Annotated in this window: 17 protein-coding genes; 7 read left to right on the forward strand and 10 right to left on the reverse strand. The window is 67.3% G+C overall.

Features of this window, described 5'->3' with window-relative positions; all coding sequences use genetic code 11:
* Positions 1-222 precede the first annotated feature (222 nt).
* The gene (locus ASG27_RS25980; RefSeq protein WP_082485973.1) at positions 223-1,014 is read left to right on the forward strand and encodes an NlpC/P60 family protein; all 792 of its coding nucleotides are present in this window, start codon (positions 223-225) and stop codon (positions 1,012-1,014) included.
* Positions 1,014-1,526 (forward strand): hypothetical protein, encoded by a 513-nt coding sequence (locus tag ASG27_RS27585; RefSeq protein ID WP_156370725.1) that lies wholly within the window; start codon positions 1,014-1,016, stop codon positions 1,524-1,526. Before ASG27_RS25980 ends, ASG27_RS27585 begins: the two co-directional genes overlap by 1 nt.
* 138 nt (positions 1,527-1,664) lie before the next feature.
* On the opposite strand, the gene ruvC is transcribed toward ASG27_RS27585, so the two are convergent.
* From ruvC to ASG27_RS12685, 3 genes are all read right to left on the reverse strand, one after another.
* A complete protein-coding gene (ruvC, locus tag ASG27_RS12675) occupies positions 1,665-2,213 on the reverse strand; it encodes a crossover junction endodeoxyribonuclease RuvC (RefSeq protein ID WP_056417572.1) in 549 nt (182 codons plus the stop codon).
* Positions 2,214-2,281: 68 nt separating this feature from the next.
* Positions 2,282-3,274: a phosphatidate cytidylyltransferase gene (locus ASG27_RS12680; RefSeq protein ID WP_056418300.1), complete on the reverse strand. Its 993-nt coding sequence runs from the start codon at positions 3,272-3,274 to the stop codon at positions 2,282-2,284.
* Between the two features lie 5 nt (positions 3,275-3,279).
* Positions 3,280-4,071, reverse strand: coding sequence for a lysophospholipid acyltransferase family protein (locus ASG27_RS12685; RefSeq protein ID WP_056418302.1), 792 nt, complete (start codon positions 4,069-4,071; stop codon positions 3,280-3,282).
* Positions 4,072-4,217: 146 nt separating this feature from the next.
* Here ASG27_RS12685 and ASG27_RS12690 point away from each other — a divergent pair, with 146 nt between their 5' ends.
* Both ASG27_RS12690 and ASG27_RS12695 read left to right on the forward strand, forming a co-directional pair.
* Positions 4,218-4,709, forward strand: coding sequence for a tetratricopeptide repeat protein (locus ASG27_RS12690; protein WP_056417575.1), 492 nt, complete (start codon positions 4,218-4,220; stop codon positions 4,707-4,709).
* The gene (locus ASG27_RS12695; protein WP_156370727.1) at positions 4,706-5,791 is read left to right on the forward strand and encodes a hypothetical protein; all 1,086 of its coding nucleotides are present in this window, start codon (positions 4,706-4,708) and stop codon (positions 5,789-5,791) included. The genes ASG27_RS12690 and ASG27_RS12695 overlap by 4 nt, the downstream gene beginning before the upstream one ends.
* Before the next feature lie 76 nt (positions 5,792-5,867).
* On the opposite strand, the gene ASG27_RS12700 is transcribed toward ASG27_RS12695, so the two are convergent.
* Together ASG27_RS12700 and ASG27_RS12705 are read right to left on the reverse strand one after the other, a co-directional pair.
* Positions 5,868-7,697 carry a M48 family metallopeptidase gene (locus tag ASG27_RS12700; protein ID WP_162240448.1) on the reverse strand — a complete coding sequence of 610 codons (1,830 nt, stop codon included), beginning with the start codon at positions 7,695-7,697 and terminating at the stop codon, positions 5,868-5,870.
* Positions 7,698-7,909: 212 nt separating this feature from the next.
* Positions 7,910-8,821: an AraC family transcriptional regulator gene (locus tag ASG27_RS12705; protein WP_235504035.1), complete on the reverse strand. Its 912-nt coding sequence runs from the start codon at positions 8,819-8,821 to the stop codon at positions 7,910-7,912.
* A gap of 76 nt (positions 8,822-8,897) precedes the next feature.
* On the opposite strand from ASG27_RS12705, the gene ASG27_RS12710 reads away from it, so the two are divergent.
* A complete protein-coding gene (locus ASG27_RS12710; protein WP_082485975.1) occupies positions 8,898-10,373 on the forward strand; it encodes a cytochrome P450 in 1,476 nt (491 codons plus the stop codon).
* A 39-nt stretch (positions 10,374-10,412) separates the two neighbouring features.
* Here the strand turns inward: ASG27_RS12710 and mtgA are convergent, their stop codons facing one another.
* From mtgA to ASG27_RS12730, 4 genes are all read right to left on the reverse strand, one after another.
* Positions 10,413-11,147, reverse strand: a complete 735-nt coding sequence (mtgA, locus tag ASG27_RS12715) for a monofunctional biosynthetic peptidoglycan transglycosylase (protein WP_056417582.1) — start codon at positions 11,145-11,147, stop codon at positions 10,413-10,415.
* A gap of 144 nt (positions 11,148-11,291) precedes the next feature.
* Entirely contained in the window at positions 11,292-12,140 is an 849-nt protein-coding gene (aroE, locus tag ASG27_RS12720) for a shikimate dehydrogenase (RefSeq protein ID WP_056417585.1), read from the reverse strand.
* Positions 12,141-12,267: 127 nt separating this feature from the next.
* A complete protein-coding gene (locus ASG27_RS12725; RefSeq protein WP_056417588.1) occupies positions 12,268-13,128 on the reverse strand; it encodes a TonB family protein in 861 nt (286 codons plus the stop codon).
* Positions 13,129-13,181: 53 nt separating this feature from the next.
* A complete protein-coding gene (locus ASG27_RS12730; RefSeq protein ID WP_056417591.1) occupies positions 13,182-15,260 on the reverse strand; it encodes a ribonuclease catalytic domain-containing protein in 2,079 nt (692 codons plus the stop codon).
* Positions 15,261-15,396: 136 nt separating this feature from the next.
* On the opposite strand from ASG27_RS12730, the gene ASG27_RS12735 reads away from it, so the two are divergent.
* Positions 15,397-16,962 (forward strand): Wzy polymerase domain-containing protein, encoded by a 1,566-nt coding sequence (locus ASG27_RS12735; protein WP_056417594.1) that lies wholly within the window; start codon positions 15,397-15,399, stop codon positions 16,960-16,962.
* Between the two features lie 66 nt (positions 16,963-17,028).
* Here ASG27_RS12735 and ASG27_RS12740 read toward each other — a convergent pair whose 3' ends face one another.
* Positions 17,029-17,637: a YqiA/YcfP family alpha/beta fold hydrolase gene (locus ASG27_RS12740; RefSeq protein ID WP_235504036.1), complete on the reverse strand. Its 609-nt coding sequence runs from the start codon at positions 17,635-17,637 to the stop codon at positions 17,029-17,031.
* Between the two features lie 108 nt (positions 17,638-17,745).
* Here ASG27_RS12740 and ASG27_RS12745 point away from each other — a divergent pair, with 108 nt between their 5' ends.
* Positions 17,746-20,199 (forward strand): serine/threonine protein kinase, encoded by a 2,454-nt coding sequence (locus ASG27_RS12745; protein WP_056418314.1) that lies wholly within the window; start codon positions 17,746-17,748, stop codon positions 20,197-20,199.
* The last annotated feature ends 105 nt before the right edge of the window (positions 20,200-20,304 follow it).

The raw sequence follows: 20,304 nt of genomic DNA on the forward strand, positions 1-20,304 counted from the left end.
CTCACGCAGAGTGTTTTTGTCTTGCGTGTGATGGAGTAGGACAAGCGCGTTTGCGAATTGCGCATCGGCACACAGTTCTTACATCTGCAGACGTCTACCCGACTGTAAATCAGGGCTTCCGTCGCTATCCTTCGCCGCGAGCTCATCAGCTGTTCATGACAGCCTGTGCGCAGCAAATAATCTCTAAAAACTTGGACAGCCGGCGAAGGCATAGGAAACCCGATGATCACGGACACCGTTGGCCAAGGCGGCCGCAATTCCCTGAACGACACCATGATCGTGCAGCGGCTGCTCAACGAGATCGATATGCCAGGAGCGCAGCAATTGGTTGCTGACGGCTCGCCTGGGGCGCGGACCATTTTCAAGATTCAGGCCTTTCAACGCAGCATAGGTATGTCGCGTCCGGATGGTTTGATTCGGCCCGGCAGCAAGACGATGACGGAGCTCATGTGTCGGGCAGACGCGGAAAACACCCTGCATACAAAGGTTGCATTGACCAATCCGGCACCTACTAGTGCAGACTTGGGGGCACCTTGGATTGCGACTGCCGAAAGTGAAATCGGGCAGAAGGAGGTAGTTGGCTCAAAGGCCAATCCGCGGATCATGGAGTACCACAAGGCTTCCAAGCACTGGGCCAAAGATGATTCAGGAAAACTGGACGCGTGGTGCGGATCGTTTGTTGCGTGGGTCATGGCTAAGCATGGCTACGCACCACCCAGGGATGCTTACCGAGCCTTGGAGTGGGCTAAATTTGGTACTGCGCTCAAAGCACCTGTTTATGGCGCCATTTGTGTGAAAAGCCGGACTGGTGGTGGGCACGTAGCATTCGCCGTGGGACAGAGCCGCGATGGCAAGGACTACTATGTTCTGGGCGGCAATCAAGACAACGAGGTGAACATCAAAAAGTATCCTGCGACTGTGTGGGACGCTTTTGTGTTCCCCCTGGGAGCCGGGGCTGGGACCTCGCTGCCTGTCTATCAAGGGACTGCGGGAAATGCTGGAAGGGAGTCGTGATGCGGCGCAAGAGTTTGAGGTTATGTTGGATGCTGCTTCTCGGGGCGGGCATTGCGGCTCCGGTGGTATGGGCCCAGGTTCCTCTGCCCCATGCCAATGAGGCCGCCCCGTCCCTCAAGGAGCCGCTGGAGAGGGCTGTCGCACAGACACCCTATTCAGCACTTGTCATTCATACCCGCGTTGATATCGAGCCTGTGCGCCCGAAGAAAGGCGCATCAGCGGGTCAAGATGAATACACCGAAGAACGCACTGTCTATCACGCACGCGTGCTAGAAACGTTTCGCGGCAATGCTGTTCGGCAGGTCCGGTACGAGGTGTGGGGAGAGCGTGGCGAATCGGCAGTCATTGACAGCAAGCCCCAGATACTAACTTTGTGTTCTGGACCTCGCGGCTTCTATTGGCCTGGCACCGGAGCAAGCTTTCCTGCAGATCCAGAGCTTTTGGTGCTGGCACGGCGTGTCGGCCGCGAAGCGGCTGCGGGTTCGTCGCACAAATTTGTGCAGTGCCATTGATTTTTACGCGCGACGTGTTTTCCTGACCACGCATTGCAGGGTACAAGCCGACGAGCCAGTTCGGCTACTGCGGATGAGCGGCGCTGCGGGCGACCGGTGTCGACCGACGTGCCTGCGGGCCTGACATGGGCCCGACCCTCAATAACTCCGCCCCCCCTTGTACATCGCATGCTGCCGCCGATTCAGCGTGGCCGCCTCACCCAGCCGGCCCATGGCGGCCCCCGCATGCGCATGGGTGATGGCCATGCCCAGGCCATCCGCTGCATCGGTACCCGGCAGGCCGGGCAACTGCAGTAACCGGCGCACCATCTCCTGCACCTGGCTCTTGGCCGCGCGGCCGTGGCCTACCACGGCTTTTTTCATTTGAAGCGCGGTGTACTCGGCCACCGGCAGGTTGCTGGCCACCAGGGCCGTGATGCACGCGCCGCGCGCCTGGCCCAGCAGCAGGGTGGACTGGGGGTTGACGTTGACGAACACGATCTCGACCGAGGCCACGTCGGGCTCGTAGCGGGCCGCCACCTCGGTGATGCCGTCGAACAAGATCTTCAGGCGGCCGGGCAGGTCCCCCAGCGCCAGCGTGGTGGTGCGGATGGTCCCGCTGGCCACGTAGCTGAGCTTGTGGCCGTCCATGTCCACCACGCCGAAGCCGGTGGTTTGAAGGCCAGGGTCGATGCCTAGAATTCGCATTGCTATTGTTTTGCTATTATTTTTGTAGCTTCTGGCGCCTGTCTATCAAGCGGTAGAAGGCTTTTTTCTTATAAACCGAAGTACCAGCGCACGGAGTGGAAGAACATCGGTGCCGCAAAACACAGCGCATCCACCCGGTCAAGCAGGCCGCCCGCGCCGGTGACCGACATGCCCTGCATGCCCCAGCTCGTGATGCCGCGGTCGCGCTTCAGGGCCTTCATCACCAGGTGCCCCAGGCTGCCCGCCACGCAGGCCAGCAGCGCCATGCCCAGTGCCTGGCCGGGCTTGAAGGGGGTGATGAAGGTCAGCAGCCCGCCCATCAGCCCGCCGACCGCCACGCCGGCGAGCCAGCTGGTCCATTGAAAGCTCTGGCTCACCTGGGGCGCCACGGGCCTGTGCGGAAAGCGGCGGCCCAGCAGGTGCTGCACGACCATGCAGGTCTGCACCACGAAGACCAGGAAGAACACGAGGAACGCACCCTTGTCCTTGTAGCCCGGAAAGTCGAGCAGCAGCAGCGCGGGCACGTGGCTCATGCCGTACACGCAGACCATGATGCCCCACTGCAGCTTGGCATTGCGCTCCAGAAAGCGCTGCGGGTCGTTGGCCAGCGCGCTCACCACGGGGATCGCCAAGAACACGTAGACAGGGATGAACACGGTGAACAAATCGAAGTGCTTGCTGCCCACGATCCAGAACTGCAGCGGCAGCACCACGAAGAACGCCAGCACCAGGCTGCGGTGGTCGCCCCGCCGCGTGGGCGACAGTGTGATGAACTCGCGCAGCGCAAAGAACGCCACGATGGCGAACAGCACCGTCGCCACGGTCTCGCCCAGCACCCAGCCCACCCAGAACACCGTGGCCATCATCCAGGACGTCTTGAGCAGCCCCCAGAAGCGCTTGGCCTCCACGACGCGGGCTTCGGCCTGCGGGTCGTCGCTGGCATGTTCGCGCAGATTGCGCACAAAGGCCCACACGGTGACGATCGAAAGAATGCCGAACACGGCCAGGAACAGCGCCCCGATCTGCTGCGTGGCGGTGAGATTGCGAAGGAAGTCGTTCATGGTGGTCAAACTTCCCGCAGGGCGATCACCGCGCGGCGTGCGCGGTCGAGGAAGGGGCGGCGTTCTTCGCCGGATTCGAGCGCAATCGGCGCGCCGAACGTCACCGAACACAGGATGGGCACCGGCACCACTTCGCCCTTGGGCATGACGCGCTGCACGTTGTTGATCCAGGCGGGCACCAGCACCACCTGCGGGAACATCTGCGCCAGCTTGAAGAGGCCCGACTTGAACGGCTGCGGCTCATCACCGTGGCCGCGCGTGCCTTCCGGAAAGATCACGATCGAGTCGCCGCTCTCCAGCGCACGCACCAGCGGTGCCAGCGGGTCCGATTCAGGCAAGGCCGCGCGCAGCTCCTCTGGGGTGGGCGCGCGGGGTGGGGCTTCGGGCGACGGGTCGGGGCCGCCGGCCATCGCGGTGTCTGCGTCTGACGGTGCCGTGGCCGCGGCATCGGTCACGCCCGGGGCGTCGGTAGCCACAGGAGCCATCGGGGCCGCCGCAGCGGGCGGGCGCGCGGGCGTGGCCTGCCGGTCCACATACACCGCGTTGAACACGGCCGTGGTGATCCACTGGCGAAACGGCGTCTTGGTCCAGTAGTCCTTGGCCGCGATGGGGCGGGTGATGCTGCGCAGCTCCTCGGGCAGCGCGGCCCAGATCAGCACCATGTCGGCGTGGCTCTGGTGGTTGGCGAAATAGATGCGCTGCTCGGCCTTGGGCGGGCAGCCATACCAGCGGGCCTGGGAACCGGTCAGAAACCGCACGATCCCCAGCAGGAGAAGACTCATCAACTTGGCAAGCATGGGCGGGATCATACGGGGCGGGGTGCGCACGGCAGGGCGGGGCGCTGCTGGATGGGGGCTGCACGCAAAGAAGTCGCCGGGTGAGGAACTCCCGGCGTCCGCCTGTTACTCAGTGGTCACTGGATTGACCAGGCAGGAGCACCACCATGAACCCCACATCCGACGCAAACCACGTCGACCTCAGCACCCCGGAAGGCATCGCCGATGCTTTCGTCAACCATGGAGTCACCCTGGCCTCGGTCAAGGGGATGTCCGACGATGACCTGGAGGCGCTCTATGCCGTGGCCTACGAGCACCTGGCCGAGGGCCGCGCGCAGGACGCGGTGGAAGACCTGCTCCTGCTGGTGACGCACGACGCCTGGGAGCCGCGCTTTCAGTTCGCGTATGCGCTGGCCTTGCAGATGCTGGGGCACCATGAGGCGGCCGCACAGCACTACGCACAGGCGCTGCTGATGGACGCCACCAATGCGGGCTGCATCCTGCGCCTGGGTGAATGCATGGAAGCGATGGGCAACGCCCAGGAAGCCGAAGAAGCGTTCCGCGCCTGCATCCAGTTGAGTTACCTGAGCCCCGAGCACCACCTGGTGCGCGCCCACGCACAAGCCCGCCTGTCCAGCCTGACCGGAGGTGCAGCATGAGCTCCCCCATCGGCGTAGGAATGGGCCGGCCGGCCAATCTGTTCTCGACCACGGGCAGCGGGCCCGCGCAGCAAACCGCCAGCACGGCACAGGCGGCTGCGACGCAGGCACCCGTGTCCCTGACGCTGCCCCCGCCACCGCGCAGCGATGTGACGGCGGGGCAGGCAGACCGTGTGCGCTCGGTAGCCTCCGAGCCCGTCCGCGAAGGCGCGACGACCTCGACACCTTCGCGGGCAGACGCTGCCAAGACCAAGCTGCTGGCGGCTGGCGACAAGCTGCTGCAGGCCCGGCAAGAGGGCGTGGATGTCGCCAAGACATCGTTCTGGAAAAAGGCGCTGGGCGTGGCGCTTTCGGCGGTGGCGGTGGGTGTGGCCGTGGGCCTCACGGCGATATCGTTCGGCGGCGCCACGCCGCTGCTGGCGCTGGCCTGCGTGAACTTCGCGGTCTCCACCGGCGACGCCGTCTGCGCCTACCGCAACATGCGCAACATGGAAGCCATTGCCGACCACAGGCCGCCGCCGTACGAAAAGCTGCCCATGGGCAACAGCATCGTGGCCAACGTGGTGCACGGCGTGCTCACGCGCGGCGGCATCAGCCCGGAGACGGCCGCCACGGCCGCCAAATGGACGGGCATCACGGTGGGCGTGGGCCTGGCAGTGGCTTCGGTCGTCGTCAGCGCAGGGATGTCGGGCCTGCCCACGGCGTACGACCTGGCCGGCAAGGTGGCGTCGTCGGTCGGCACAGCGGTGGCTGTGGCTTCCACCGTCGGCGGGTTGTTGACGGACGACATGGACCGCGAACTGCTGCAAGAGAGTTTGGACGAGGTTCGCGGGGATGTGATGGCCTTGAAGGAACCATCCGGTGGCCGCACGGAACTCGATCCGGACGGCGGGCTGGTGGCGTCCGCGTTGATCCGCTCGCTGGACGGCAAAGATACGGCCTCGGCCACCGAACTGCACGAAAGCGCGCTCACCGATGCCGGCCGCACCAAAGATGCCGTGACCGGCGCCGTGGGCGTGTTCAAGGCCGTCGACCCTGCGATCGGGGTGATGAGCATGGTCAAGGGCGCGATCATGGGGTGAGGCGCTTCGGAATCGGCGCGCTGGCTGCAGGCGTTGCTACACGCGAGCCACCGGCTCGGCCTGTATCAAAGCACGTTCAGAGCACGTCGATTCTGATCACGTTCTGGTTCAAGGCGCCCAGAGGTTGCGCAATGCACACCTCTGGGTATTTGTTGATGTTCTGCAGGAGCCGGGGGTTCAACGGCTCGGTGTAGAACACCGCTTTCACGCAGGTGAGTTCATCGGGCCTGGTCACCGTCTCCAGCAGGTGAGCCATGTGCGCTTTCATGCGGTCTTCGGTATGGTGGGGCGAGAGTTCACCCGACCCATCCATGCGGAACACGACCAGATTGATTTTGAACTGGTGCCCGTCGATGGGCCTGGATTGAAGGCTACCCACCCAGCATCCGTCTATCCGTGGGTTTGCGCGGACCGCATCGCGGAACAGCCCCCGGGCCGCGGCCGGCAGAGGCTCCAGCGGTTCGTTGGCGAACCGGCTCCAGAGGTCCCGATCGAAGAAGGCGTCTGTCCAGCGCAACGCGGCATCCAGTTTTCGGATGGACCGTTCGATGGCTTGCGCGCAGTCGCGTTGCAAGCGGTGCTCGGAGATCCTTCGCAGCGCTGGCACCGCCATCTTCTTGTTCAGCCGGACGGCGGCCTGCAGATAGTCGACGCCGTCCTCATCGTCGCTGTCGAGCAAGGCACAGCCGAGTTCATAGTTCAGGTAAGCGTTGGCAGGATGGTCTGCCACCAGTGCCCTCAGCGCGTCCACTGCCGTGGTGGATGTGGACAGTGACGCCATGGCAACGGCCTGCAGTGCCACGTCGTTCGGGTGGGCATCGGCCTGGGCTTGCAGCCAGCGCAAGCGGTAATGCGCGAAGTACCACGCATCCCGGTGCTTGCCCACCCATGCCGCCTGGTGCGCTTGAAAGATGGACGCCCAGTCGTTCGGAAAGGCTTCGGCACCCGCGCAGACGCCATGCCATTGCGGCGGCTCGATGGTGACGCAAAGGTGGTCTGCGCGCTGTTGGAGGCGGGGGTGGGTGTCGTACAGGCGTGTGGGGCGCGCCTGGGCCGCCGCCAGCATCGGGGCGAAGGCCGGCGCGGCGTAGCGCTGTATGTGTTCGAGGGTGGTCTCCAGGATGTTCGGGGGCGGGGAGTCCGACTGGAGCTTCCATTGCACCCAGTCCTGCTGCATCACATGCTGCTCGATGTGCTGGTGCAGCTCCACCTTCACCAGCGCGTCGATCAGGCTGCCGGCCAGGCCCGCACGCTGGGCGCAGGCGTCGGCTTCGTATTCGCACTGGTGTGACCAGGCAGAAGACTGGTGCAGAAAATACGGAATGAACCAGCGGGCCACGAGCTTTTGCGCCGACTGGATGAACCCGTCCGCATCGGACCTGTGTGCCAGCAGATAAATGCCCCACTTGTACCTGACGCGGTAGACCCAGTGGCCCGCCCGATTGTGCTGCCGTGAAAAGTGCCCGAGCTCATGCGCCACCACAGCCTTGACTTCATGGCTGGAGAGGCACTGCAGCAGGGGCAGTCCGATGCGGAGGGTTCGGCGCGCGCCCAGCCCCATGAACCCGGGCGATACGTAGGCCGAAGCGTTGACCTCGTCGGTCAACACGATGCGGTGAATCCTGCCCCCGTCCACGGCCGCCGACAGCGCGTGGACCCACTGTTGCAGCACGCTGCCCGGCGCGACGGCCATCGCATCCCGGTCGTCGATAGGGTCTGGCTGGATCGCCCACACGACCACCAGAAAAAGCGTGGCGCCGATCATCAGCGCAGTGGTGGGCGGATAAAAGATGGCGCTGAGCAGCGTGAATGGCACGACGGGGACGAGCGCCAGGATGTAGTAAATGCCTTCTGCCAACAAGCACAAAACTATCAGTTTGAGTTTTTGAACAATCGGAAATTGCATGGCGTTTTTGGATGTGTCGCCGATTGGAATGCCAGACCCGCGGCGTGTACAGACCGGGCTGCGCGATGGGGGCAAATTGCAACAGATAAAAAAACGAGCGCAGACAGATGCAGAACTCGACAAACCAGGACCGTGATCACCCTGCAGCATGGCGTTTGCTGCACAGACGAGCAATAGACAGCTGCGACCTGCCCATCCAGTACCAACCGCCGCTACACCCAGATCCTGTACACCCAGAAAGCCTCTTCTCGGTGGATGCCCTCGTAAAGCGCCTGCGGCGCATACCCGGTGATGCGCCGCGTCACGCGGCACAGGTGCGACTGGTCTGAAAACCCCGCCCCTGCGGCCACGTCGGCCCACTTCACCGACTCGCCTGCGGTGTCGGCCGCGATGGTGTCGAAGAACGCCTGCTCCGCCTTGCCGAAGCCGCGCAGCTCGCGCAGCGGCAGCCCGGCCCAGCGCTTGATGCGCCGCTCCAGCTGGCGCAGGCTGCGGCCCGGGGCGGACATGGCCGCGCGCTGCGCCAGGTGCGCGGCCCAGTCGCCGTAGCGTTGCGTGTGCAGCGGTTGCGTGGGGCGGCAGGCCTGCCAGCGGGGCTCCAGGAAGTCTTCCAGGCACTCCAGGCGGGCAGCGTCGTCGGCCTGGCGCTGCACGGCCTCGCACATCGCGATCCACTCCGGCGGCAACAGGGTCTGCGCGTCCACCATGCGGTCGGTCAGCGCCTGCGGCTCCAGGCCGGTGAGCTGGTGCAGCGCATCGGGCATGAACATCACCATCATCGCGTGGGTGGGCCCGGCGCAATGGCTGCTGCTGGGGCGGGTTTGCGGGCCTGCCAGCACCCAGCGGCCGGGGTAGGCCTCGCGCGGGCTGTTCAGGTCGGCCATGGTGTCGGGCCGCTGGGGCACCAGGTGTTCGCTGCGGCCGGCAAACCACCAGCTCAGGCTGCACAGCGGCGTGGCCGGAAAGCGGTTGATGCGGTCCTCGTCGCTGAGCACATGGCCCACCGTGCTGCGCACGATGGTGCCGCGCAGGCAGGCCGCGAGCGTGGGGCGTGCCAGCCAGAGCTGGCCCGAAGGGATCAGCCCGTCGGGCTGGCGTGCGTCAGAGGAAACCAGGGTGGCCATGCGCGGCGAGTGTAGGCCAGTGCGGATGTCGAATTCGTTCAAGACCGCCGCGCGATCGCCCCGCACCATCGGCGGCATGATCCCAACCACGTCCGTCCACACCCCCCTGCCTGGTGCATCTTCGGCCTCTTTGGCGGCTCCAGCGTCCAGCGCGCCCACGTTGAAAGCCGGTGGCCCGCCCCACCGATGGTGGGGCCTGCCCCTGCTGCGTGCCATGCGAGCGGACTATCTGGGCTTCGTGCAGCGCCTGCAGCGCGACCACGGCGATCTGACCCGCATGCGCATCGTCAATGAAGACGCCTGGGACCTGATGTCGCCCGCGCTGGTGCGCGAGGCGCTGGTCACCCACGCCGACTCGCTCATCCGCTGGGAGCGTGGCATCGCCGTGTTCGAGCAGGTGTTCGGCCAGAGCGTGCTGGTGACCGAAGGCGACACCTGGCAGCGCCAGCGGCGCATGCTGATGCCGGCCTTCAGCCCCCGGCGCGTGGCGGGCTACGCGCAGCTCATGACCGACGCGGCGCAGACCGCGCTCGACGCGGCCGTGCCCGCAGGCCAGTCCGAGGCCCTGGTGACCATGGACACGCTTTGGACCGATGTGGCCATGGACGTGATCCTGCGCACCCTGTTCAGCGAATCGGCGCAGGCCGATGCGCGCGATGCGGCCTGGGCCACGCAGACCTTGTCGGCCGCCGCGTTCCGCGAAATGTTCATGCCGTTCACGCTGCCCGACTGGCTGCCCCTGCCCGGCAAGGCCGCCAAGCGCCGCGCGCTGAAGGCCCTGCGCGGCCTGGTGCAGCGGCACATCGATGTCCGCCGACAAGAAAAAGGCGCGCCGCAAGGCCCGCCAGCGCCCGAGCGCGCCGACCTGCTGCACATGCTGCTGGCACTGCACGACGAGACCACCGGCGAGCCGCTATCGCCGCAGGAGGTGTTCGACCAGTGCATGGTGAGTTTTCAGGCGGGCCACGAGACCAGCGCCACTGCCTTGCTGTGGTGGAGCCGCCTGATGGCCGAGCACCCCGAGGCCGCCCGGCGCGCGCAGGCCGAGGTGGACACCGTGCTGCAAGGCGGCACGCCGGGGCCCGAGCACATGGCGCAATTGCCCTGGCTGACCGCCACCCTGAAGGAAGCGCTGCGCCTGTACCCGCCTGTGGCTGCGTTGATGACCCGCCGCACCACCGCTCCCATCACGCTGGGCGGCGTGGCCGTGCCGCGGGGCGCCATGCTGCGCATCACCCCGTGGGTGCTGCACCGGGACGAGCGCTGGTTCGCACAGGCCGACCGGTTCGTGCCCGGGCGGTTTCTGGAGGGGGCGGCACCCATCGAGAAGGGCGCGTGGATCCCCTTCGGCGTGGGCCCGCGCGTGTGCATCGGGCAGCACTTTGCGATGCTGGAGATGACGCTGCTGGCGGCGATGCTGCTGCAGCGCTACACGCTGCATCAGCCCGAGCCTGCGGTGGCGTGTGCGCCCCAGCTGCACGTGACGCTGCGGCCTGATGTGCCGGTGGTGCTGCGGCTGGTGCAGCGGCGTCAGATCGATCTGGCGGGGTGATGTGCGGCCAGCCGTTGCAGCGGCGCGCGGGCGCCATGTTCACGGCAGCTCCGCACTCCCCATCCGCGCCATGATCGTGCGGGTGCGCCCGGCCAGGTAGGCCGAGCCTGGCGCTTTTTCAAAGCGCTTGGGGGCCGGCAGCATCACGGCCAGGCGGGCGGCTTCGCCGGCGCTGAGTTTGCTCGCGCTTTTGCGAAAGTAATGCTGCGCGGCCGCCTCGGCGCCGAACACGCCTTCGCCCCATTCCACGCTGTTGAGGTAGATCTCCAGGATGCGCTGCTTGGAGAGCAGTTGCTCCAGCAGCAGCGTGAGCACGAACTCCTGGCCTTTGCGCAGCAGCGTGCGCTCGCCCGACAACAGCAGGTTCTTGGCCAGTTGCTGCGTGATGGTGGAGCCGCCGCGGATCTTGGGCGCGCGCTGCGGGCGGTCTGGCGCGCGGGCCTGGGCCTTGCTCGCCTGCGCTTCGGCCTTGGCATTGCGCTCCCAGGCTTTTTCGATGGCGTTCCAGTCCACGCCGTCATGGCTGACGAAGCCGTCGTCTTCCGATGCGATCACGGCGCGCTTGAGGGTGTCGGAGATGCCGGCATACGGCACCCATTCCTGGCGCCAGCGGACATGGCCGGTGCTGGACAGCTGGGCCCAGGCTTCCGAGCGCTGGAAGCTGGTGGATTCCGGGTCGATCACGGTCATGGCCGCGATGCGGACCACGAAGAACAGTTGCAGCGCCACGAACGCGAGCACCACCAGTCCCAGCCAGCGCAGCACGGCTTTCATTGGAGCGTTTTTCTCTGTGTTGGGTGTTGTGGATGGATGGGCCTGCCCTTGCAAAACCGTTCGGGCTGAGTGGGTCGACGCCTTGCCCGGCGCTCAGACACGCTCAGCGTGAATGGTTCGAGGGGCTTCATGCCGACCCGTTGCTCAAACGGCCTGCTGCATTTCTTGCAGCACCTGCGCCGACGGCGGGCGCACGCCGCGCCACAGCAGGAACGCCTCGGCCGCCTGCTCCACCAGCATGCCCAGCCCGTCGCGCGGCGTGGCGCCGTGCTGGCGGGCCCAGTCGAGGAACCCCTGCGCGGCGGGGCCGTACATCATGTCGTAGGCCAGGCTGCCAGGGCGCAGCACGCGCGCCGCCACGGGTACGCCCGCGCCGGCCAGGCTGGTGGCCGTGGCGTTGATGATCACATCAAAATCGGCCTCTACCGCTTGCGGGGTAAGCGCTACCAGCTCTGATTTTTGTAGCGTTGCCAGCGCGCTGTGCGATTGCACCAGCGCCTGGGCTTTCTCCAGGGTGCGGTTGGCCACGGTGATGTGCCGCACGCCCGCCAGCAGCAGCGGGCCCAGCACGCCGGCCGCGGCGCCGCCCGCGCCCACCAGCAGCACATCGCGCCCGGCCAGCGACACGCCGGCGTTGCGGGTGATGTCCGCCACCAGGCCCAGGCCGTCGGTGTTGTCCGCGTAGATGCTGCCGTCCGCGCGGAAGGTGAGCGTATTGGCCGCACCTGCCAGTTGCACGCGTGCGCTGGATTCGGTGGCCAGGCCCGGCGCGTCGATCTTGAACGGCACGGTGACATTGCAGCCGCGCCCGCCCTGGGCCGCGAACTCGCGCACCCCTTGGGCGAAGCCGTCCATGGGCACCAGGCGGCGCTCGTAGGCGATGGGCTCGCCCGTCAGTTCGGCAAAGCGGGCGTGGATGGCCGGCGAGCGGCTGTGCGCTACCGGGTTGCCCATCACGCAGTACAGATCAGCGGGGAAAGACGAAGAGGTCATGGGAACAACAACAACGGGGGCTGCATGCAGGGGGCGGTGCCGGGCGAGGGCTGCCGCGGAACTGGCTTTGCCAGGCCGCTGGCAGCGTCCCTCCGGGGGGAAGGCGCCGCAGGCGACTCAGGGGGAGCTACCTCACACTCGTCTCCAGCGTCTGGTCCCGGGTGAACTTGAAGCGCGCCACCATGGCGATCTGGTCGGCTTTCTTGCGCATGTCGGCGTCGAAGGTGCCAAAGGGTCCGGCGGCGCGGGCGATGGCCTCGGCGCGGCGGTCCAGGGTGGCGTTGCCCGAGCTTTGCACGATCTCGGTGTCAAGCACGCGGCCGTCGTGGTTGACGGTGACGATCATGGTGAGCTCGCCGTACAGCTTCTTGCCGCCCTGTTCGGGGAAGTTCTCGGTGCCCTTGTCTTCCACCTTGCGGCGCAGGCCGTCGTAGTAGATGGCGTAGGCCTCCTCGCGCGTGGCGGGGCTGATGTAGCGCTTCTTGGGGCGCGAGTTTTCTTCGTTGATGCGCTTTTCGATCTCGGCCAGCAGCTTGACGAGCTGGCGGCGCTTTTCCTGCTCGGCCACCTGCTCGGCGCTCTGGCTGGGTTTGCGCGGGTCGGGCTCGGGCAGGGTGGCCAGCTGTTTGCGCAACTGGGCCAGCAGTTGCGACTGCTGCTCCTGCATCGCGTCCATCTTGCGCTGCGCTTCCTCGAAGTCGTCCCCGATGGCGGTGAGGGCCGAGTAGGGCAGGGGGCTGGTGGCCCGCCCCTTCTCGGCATCGCCGCCGCCTGCCAGGTTGGACTGGGCGATCGCCTGGGCCTTGTCGGGGCGTTCGTTCGACTTGGCATTGACCAGGATGACTTCGAGCGGAGTGTCCTGGAACACGCGGTTGAAGCCCTCGGGGTCGATGAAGCGCACCGAGATCAGCGCAGCGTGCACGGCGATGGACACGCCCAGCGCCAGCTGCAGCGTGCTGAAGGTGCGAAGGAATGCGGGGAGTTTCATCGCCGGCAATTATCAGGGGGTGTTACGGGGCTGTCGGTAGCTGTTGCAGGCGGTCAGGAAGCCGCGGCTGCCGCAGCGGCTTCGGCGGGGGCCTCGTTCACATCCACCGCGATGGCGATCGGGCCGGCCACGGCGTCGTCGTCTTCCTCGGCGTCCTCCACCGGGCCGTCGTCGCTGCTATCGGCCGGGTCGTCCAGGCGCTCGATCACGGTGCCGTGGATGTCGAGGGTGATCTCGTCCGCCTCGCCCAGCTTGACTTTCAGGCGCGCGCCGCGCGGCAGGTTCTGCGCGCCCAGCACCGGGAAGACCAGCGGAATGTCGTCCGCCCGCACCAAAAAGCTGCCGCCCGGACCTTCCTTGAAGACGGTGGCATTCAGCTCGGTGATGCCGTTCTGCTCCACGTACTTGAGCGTCCAGAAGCGCTCCATGCCGCCCTGGTAGCCGTTGTAGGCGCTGTAGGCGGCATCGAAGCTGCTGATGATGGAGAACAGGTCGGCGTCCTTGGGCTTGAAGGGCGCGGCCAGCGCCGCGGTCTTGCCGTGGCGGGCGCAGGCAATGATCTGCCATTGGTTGACCAGGTCGGTGTAGCGGCGCAGGGGCGAGGTGGCCCACGAATACGCTTTGACGCCGATGCCCGCGTGCGGCAACGCCTTGGTGCCCATGCGCACCTTCACGCCGGGCGCCATGCTGGCCTGGCTGCGGTAGATGCCGGGCACGCCCAGCTCGGCCATCCAGCTGCCCCAGGTGCTGTTGGCCACGATCATGGCCTCGGCCACGATCAGGTCGAGCGGCGCGCCGCGCTGGCGCACGCTGATCTGCACCTGCTCGTCGCCCGTGGGCTCGGCGCCGTTGTTGCCGACCAGGCGGAAGTTGTAGTCCGGCCGGTTGAAGTTCTCGGGCTTGCCGCGCACGACTTCGCGGCGGGCCTTGAGGTCCTTGGCCAAGCGGTGCAAAAATGATAGCTGGGGGCGCAGGTCAGACAAGCGCTGCGGGTCGTTTTGGTGCTCGAACGCGGGGTTGGACAGCCATTCTTCCGTCACCACCGCGTCGAGCTGGTCGTGGCGCAGGTTGGCGACGACGTGCACGCGCTCCAGTTTGGTTTCAGAACCCTTGAACTCCAGCGTGGCTTCGTCGATGGTCACGTACAGCGACACGGCCGGGTTGGCGCGGCCCTCGTCCAGCGTGTAGGTCTGCACTACGTCGTCGGGCAGCATGGTGATCTTGTAGCCCGGCATGTACACCGTGGACAGGCGCGCGCGGCCCAACTGGTCGATGGCGCTGCCCGGCTGGATCGCCAGGCCCGGCGCGGCGATGTGGATGCCCAGCACCACGGTGCCCGTGCCCAGGCCCTGCACCGACAGCGCATCGTCGATTTCGGTGGTCTGCGAGTCGTCGATGGAGTACGCCTGCGCGGTGGACAGCGGCAGCTCGTCGGCAATGACGGGCGCCGTGACGGCCGGAAAGCCCGTGCCCTTGGGGAAGTTCTCGAACAGAAAGCGCTTCCAGTGGAACTGGTAGGCCGAGTCGATGGCGCCGGCCTTTTGCAGCAGGTCGAGCGGCGCGGTGTGCGTGGCGCGGCTGGCGTCCACCACGGCCTTGTATTCGGGCGCGTTCTTGTCCGGCTTGAACAGAATCTTGTAGAGCTGGTCGCGGATGGGCTGGGGGCACTCACCGCGCCCGAGCGCTGCGGCCCACTCGTCGATCTGCGCAAGCAGGGCTTTTTTCTTCTCGATGGCGGCCAGCGCCTGCTGCAGGATCTCGGCCGATGCTTTCTTGAAGCGGCCCTTGCCCGCGCGGCGGAAGTAGTGCGGTGCGTCGTACAGGCGGAACAGGGCGCCGGCCTGCTGGACCAGGGTGGCGTTCTCGGAGAAGTAGTCCCGCGCCAGGTCGGCAAAGCCGAACTCGTCTTCGGGCGCGAACTCCCAGGCCAGGTCCAGTTCGATGGACTCGGCCACGGCCTGCGCCTGGGCGATGAGTTCCGCCGGGGCGGGTTTTTCGAACTTCAGGAGGATGTTGGCGGCCTTGACCTTGACCCGCTTGCCGGAGTCGAGTTCGACCTGGGCCGATGTATCGGCCTCCGACAGGATACGGCCGGCAATGAATTTGCCGGCTTCTTCAAACAGTGCATGCATGGCGGGGATTGTCCCATGGGTGGCCGTGGGGTCCGGCGGGGCGCTCTGGTGGCGGCCCGGGCGGCCCGCTGCCCCTATGATCCGCTGACGCCGCGCCCGGCCTTTCCCACCCTCTACCTGCCTTTTTGCCGCCGAGATGCCTTTTTCCGTCGCACCGTTGTTTGTCCTGGCGGTAGCGCTGCCGTTTCTTTTCTCCATCACCGACTCTCCCACCGGCAACTTCTGGCCGATGCTGGTGTCGTGGATGTGCGGCGGCGGGTTGCTGCTGATGGTGGCCGTGCAGGCGCTGCGGCCCCGGGCGCAGGGGCCTGCCGCGCGCCTGGCGTGGGCCCGGCTCCTGGCGCTGGGGCTGGCCGTGGCGGCCGCGGTGGGCAGCTTCATCGGGCTGATCCAGTACCTGGTCGGCGACGCGGGCCTGGCGCCGTGGATCCATGCATCGACCATCGGGCAGGCCGTGGGCAATCTGCGGCAACGCAACCAGCAGGCCTCGCTGCTCAGTCTGGGCCTGTGGGCGATCCTGTGGTGGGCATTGCATTCGCCGACATGGCGAGCAGCTCCCGGGCCGCTGGCCGGGGCCACGCCGCGCCGGCGCCTGCTGCAGGACATGGCCCCGGTGCTGGCCGTGGCCGCCATGGCCTGGATGGCCCTGGCGCAGGCCGCGACGGCATCGCGCACCGGCGCTGTGCAATGGCTGCTGGTCGTGGCGCTGGTGGCGTGCTGGCGGCGCACCGGGCCGGGCGCCGCGCTGCGTTTGGCGGTGGCGGCGTTGGCTATTTTTGTGGCCGCGGCCTGGGCGCTGCCCGAGCTGCTGTGGCAACTGCAGGGCGTGCGGGCGGATGCGCTGTTCCAGCGTTTTGCCGGCGATTCGCACTCCTGCACAAGCCGCCGCGTGCTGTGGTCCAACATGCTCACCCTGATCGCGCAAAAGCCCTGGCTGGGCTGGGGGTGGGGCGAGCTGGACTATGCCCACTACGTCACGCTGTTCCCGGGCGAGCGTTTTTGCGTGCTGCTGGACAACGCGCACAACCTGCCGCTGCACCTGGCGGTGGAGCTGGGCCTGCCCGCGGCGGTCGCCCTGTGCGGCGGCACGCTGGTCTGGGTGCTTTGGAGCCAGCCCTGGCGCGAGACCGAACCTGCGCGCCAGCTGGCGTGGGGCGTGCTGGCGGTCATCGGCCTGCACAGCATGCTGGAGTACCCGCTGTGGTACGGGCCGTTCCAGATCGTGACCCTGGCGGCGCTGGCGCTGCTGCTGTGGCCCCGCCACAGCGTGGTGTCGGCCCGCGGCGCAGGCGCCGTGCTGGGTGGCGCGGCCCTGGTGTGGGCGCTGTGCGCCCTGGCCGCGTGGGACTACCACCGCGTGAGCCAGCTGTACAAGCCCTATGCCGACCGGGCAGCCGCGTACCGTGACGACACGCAGAACAAGGTGGGCGACCCGGTGCTGTTCCGTGCCCAGGCCGACTTTGCCCGCCTGACCACCATGGCGCTCACCCGTGACAGCGCGGCCCAGGTGAACGCCCTGGCCCACCAGATGCTGCACTACTCCCCCGAGCCCCGCATACTGGAAATACTGATCGACAGCGCCCTGATGCTGGGCCAGGACGACGAGGCCGCCTTTCACATGAAGCGCTACCGGCTGGCCTACCCGCGCGAGTACAACCGTTACGTGGGTGGGCGCGCAGCCAAGGCATCCGCGCCGGGGTGATGGCCGGGTGATGCCGGGTGATGGCCGGGCGAGCCGGGCGATGGGCTTGCTGTGACCTGCTGGCGGTCAGGCCAGCGCCAAAAAGTCCACCACGGCAGGCAGGTATTCCTCGAAATTCACCAGCGCATGCTCGCCGCCCTCTTGCAGCAGCACGCGGGCTTGGGGGTAGCGGGCGACCATCTCGCGCCAGTCCAGCACTTCGTCGCCCTTGGCGATGATGGCCAGCTCACGGCTGGCCGGTGGGTGGCCTGACGTATCCATCGCCTTGAGCTCGTCGATGTATTCGGGCCGGAAGTAAAAACTCTCCGCCGGGTCGTGCCAGCTGGTCTGCTCGCCGATGTAGCGGGCCAGGTCGCGCGCAGGGTGCACGGCAGGGTTGAGCATCACGCTCGGGCACCCCTTGTGGTGCGCCACCCAGCTGGCGTAAAAGCCGCCCAGCGACGAGCCCACCACCCCCATCGCCGCGCCGGGCCACTGGGCAATGCCCTGTGCCACCAGCGCCATGGCCTCGCGCGGCGAGGGCGGCAGCTGCGGGCACCACCAGGTCACGCCCGGATGGTGCCGGGCCACGTGCGAGGCCATCTGGCGGGCCTTAGCCGATTGGGGCGACGAGCGAAAGCCGTGCAGGTACAGAAGGTGGGTGGCGGTGGGGGCGTCGGGGTGCATGGTGGTCATGGCGCAGAAAACGACAAGGCAGGGGAATCACTGCTGCGAAAACGCAGGGACGGGGCATAAGATGCAGGGCATGGGCGCCGTGTCGAAGGGCCCGCAATGATCCCCACCATGACCGATTTTGCCCCGCTTTCCACCGCCAAACGCTGGGCCCTGGGATCCAACAACGACAAGCCGCCTGCGTCGGTGGGCCGGTTCGAACTCAAGAAGATGCTCGGCCGCGGCGCCCAGGCCACCGTCTGGCTGGCGCTGGACCCACGCCTGCAGCGCGAGGTGGCCATCAAGCTCATGCGCCCCGTGCAGGAGCAGGATGCGTCGGTGCTGGAGCAGTGGCTGCGCGAGGCGCGGCATGTGGGGCGCCTGGCGCACCCGTTCATCGTGCCCGTGTTCGAAGCCGACGTGCATGGGAGCCAGCCTTTCATCGTGTTCGAGTACGTGCCGGGCAAGACCCTGGCCGAGCACCTGGCCCAGCAGGGGCGCTGCACGCCGCACGACGCGGTGGCACTGATGGTGGATGTGCTCGATGGCCTGCAGGCCGCGCACCAGGCCGGCATCGTGCACCGGGACTTGAAGCCGTCGAACATCATGATCGACACCCAGCGCCACGCGCGGGTGATGGACTTTGGCATGGCCGCCCCGGTGCATGCCGAGCCCGATGCGCAGCTGGCCAGCGGAACGCCCGCCTACCTGGCACCCGAGGCCGCGGCGGGCGCGGCGCCGTCGCCCGCGATGGACGTGTTTTCCGCGGCGCTGGTGCTGGTGGAGATGCTCACCGGCCAGCCGCTGATCCACCAGAAGGACACCTGGCAGGCGCTGTACCGCATCGCCAACGAAACCCTGCAGCTGCCCCAGGACCTGGGCCCGGGCGTGGACGACGGACTGCGGGCGATCCTGCAGCGTGCCATGGCGCGCGCGCCGGGCGAGCGCTACGGCTCGGCCGCGGATTTTCGGGATGCGCTGCGCACCTGGGCGGCGCCGGCCAGCGCGTCGAGCGCCGCGAGCAACGCCACGCTCGACTTCCTCCTGCGGCGCATGCGCCACAAGAGCGACTTTCCGGCGCTGTCCGATTCGGTAGCCCGCATCCAGCGCGTGGCCAATTCCGAGGACGACAGCATCAGCGACCTCACGCACGAGATCTTGAAGGACGTGGCGCTGACCAACAAGCTGCTGCGCCTGGTCAACAGCGTGCACTACGCGCACGCGGGGCGCGGCACCATCAGCACCGTGTCGCGGGCGGTGAGCCTGGTGGGCTTCAACGCCGTGCGCAACATGGCGCTCAGCCTGGTGCTGCTGGACCACATGCAGGACAAGGCCCATGCCAGCCAGATGCGCGAGGAGTTCCTGCGCGCGATGATGGCCGGCTCGGTGGCCGCCGAGCTCTGCGAGCCCGGCCAGGCGGCGGAAGAGGCCTTCATCGGCGCCATGTTCCAGAACCTGGGCCGCATGCTGTGCGAGTTCTACTTCCCCGAGGAAGCCCGCCAGATCCGCAGCCTGGTGGTTTCCGGCCGCATCGAAGGCGGCGAAGAGTTCGCAGCCTTGCAGGTGCTGGGCCTGGGGCTGGAAGACCTGGGCGTGGGTGTGGCCCGCGTCTGGGCGCTGCCCGACAGCCTGCAGCGCTGCATGCGCAAGCCGCTGGGCTCGCCCATGCAGCGCGCGCCCGAGCAGGGCGTGGAGCGCCTGCGCTGGGTGGCCCTGGCGGCCAACGAGGTCGCCAATACGCTGCTGCTGAGCGAGCCGGGCCAGGCAGATGCCCGCCTGGCGCAGGTCGGCACGCGCTATTCGCGCACGCTGGCGCTGCCGGCGCAGGACATTGCCGACGCCACCGTGCGCGCCCGCCACAAGCTGGTGGCGCTGGCCCAGGCACTGGACCTGCGGGTGGACCCCGGCACGCCGGCCGCGCGGCTGCTGAAGCTGCCCCCGGCAGCCGGCGCTGCAGCCAGTGCGGCGGCCGTGCAGGACGATGCGCTCAAGACGCACGAACTGCGCGAGAGCGAAACCCAGCCGCTGCCCGCGGTGCTGGAGTCGCAGGCACGCAGCGCGGTGTCGGTGGCCCAGATCAACGAGGTGCTGGCCGCCGGCATCCAGGACATCACCAATGCCATGGTGGAGAGCTTTCAGCTCAACGACGTGCTGCGCATGATCCTGGAGACGATGTTCCGGGCGCTCGGGTTTCGCCGCATGGTGTTTTGCCTGCGCGAGGCGCGCACCGACATGCTGACCGGCCGCTTTGGCCTGGGCGAGGGCAGCGAGGCGGCTGTGCGCGCCCTGAAAGTCCCGCTCAAGGTGCCGGGCGACCTGTTCGCGGCGGTGTGCCTGCGGGGCGCGGACACGCTCATCAACGACGCCACCGAGCCCCGCATGCAGGCCCGGCTGCCGGCCTGGTACCGCAGCGGGCTCGATGCCCCCTCGTTCCTGCTGCTGCCCCTGCAGATCAAGGGGCAGACCTTTGCACTCATCTATGCCGACCAGTCCACGCCCGGCGGCATCGTGGTGGACGACAAGGCCCTGGGCCTGCTGCGCACCCTGCGCAACCAGGCGGTGATGGCCTTTAGGCAGGCGGGTTGAGGGGGCTTGTAGCGGCTAGCGAAACTTTGTCTGGCGTCGTTGCCGCGTCTGGTCGTGCTCCTTGTACTGCCCGCGACGCGGCGCTTGGCCAGAACCGCTTCGCCG

Origin of the sequence: Acidovorax sp. Leaf191 (genome assembly GCF_001424425.1) — a bacterium.
Lineage (GTDB): Bacteria > Pseudomonadota > Gammaproteobacteria > Burkholderiales > Burkholderiaceae_C > Acidovorax.